Source organism: Sulfitobacter sp. HI0040 (assembly GCF_001634885.1).
Lineage (GTDB): Bacteria > Pseudomonadota > Alphaproteobacteria > Rhodobacterales > Rhodobacteraceae > Sulfitobacter.
In genome coordinates this window covers 1-260 of sequence record NZ_LWEX01000572.1, presented here as the reverse complement: position 1 = coordinate 260, position 260 = coordinate 1, and the positions used below count along the sequence as shown (strand labels likewise).

Genomic DNA, 260 nt, shown 5'->3' with positions numbered 1-260 from the left:
CGCGCCCATGTCTGCTTGGAACAGAGCAGCCCGCCCGCGATGCACCCCGAAAGCTTCAGCCGGTCACCGTTCACGGTCATCTTGCCGATGTAGACCTTGTTGTTGGACGGCCGCCAGACCCGCCCGGCATAGTTGCCTTTGCCATCCGGCACCATGGAGCGCACCAGCTGCTTGCCGATATTTTCGGATTTGTACTCGCCGGAGCTGTTGAACGTCCGGTCGATCGTGCCGCAGACCGCGTTGCCGCAGGGCACCATCTT

1 protein-coding gene is annotated in these 260 nt (G+C 62.3%); it reads right to left on the bottom strand.

What is annotated here, in order from left to right; all coding sequences use genetic code 11:
- Positions 1–260, bottom strand: a 260-nt coding sequence (locus A3728_RS20960; protein ID WP_067928343.1) for a DUF2147 domain-containing protein, incomplete at both ends; no start/stop codon positions are given.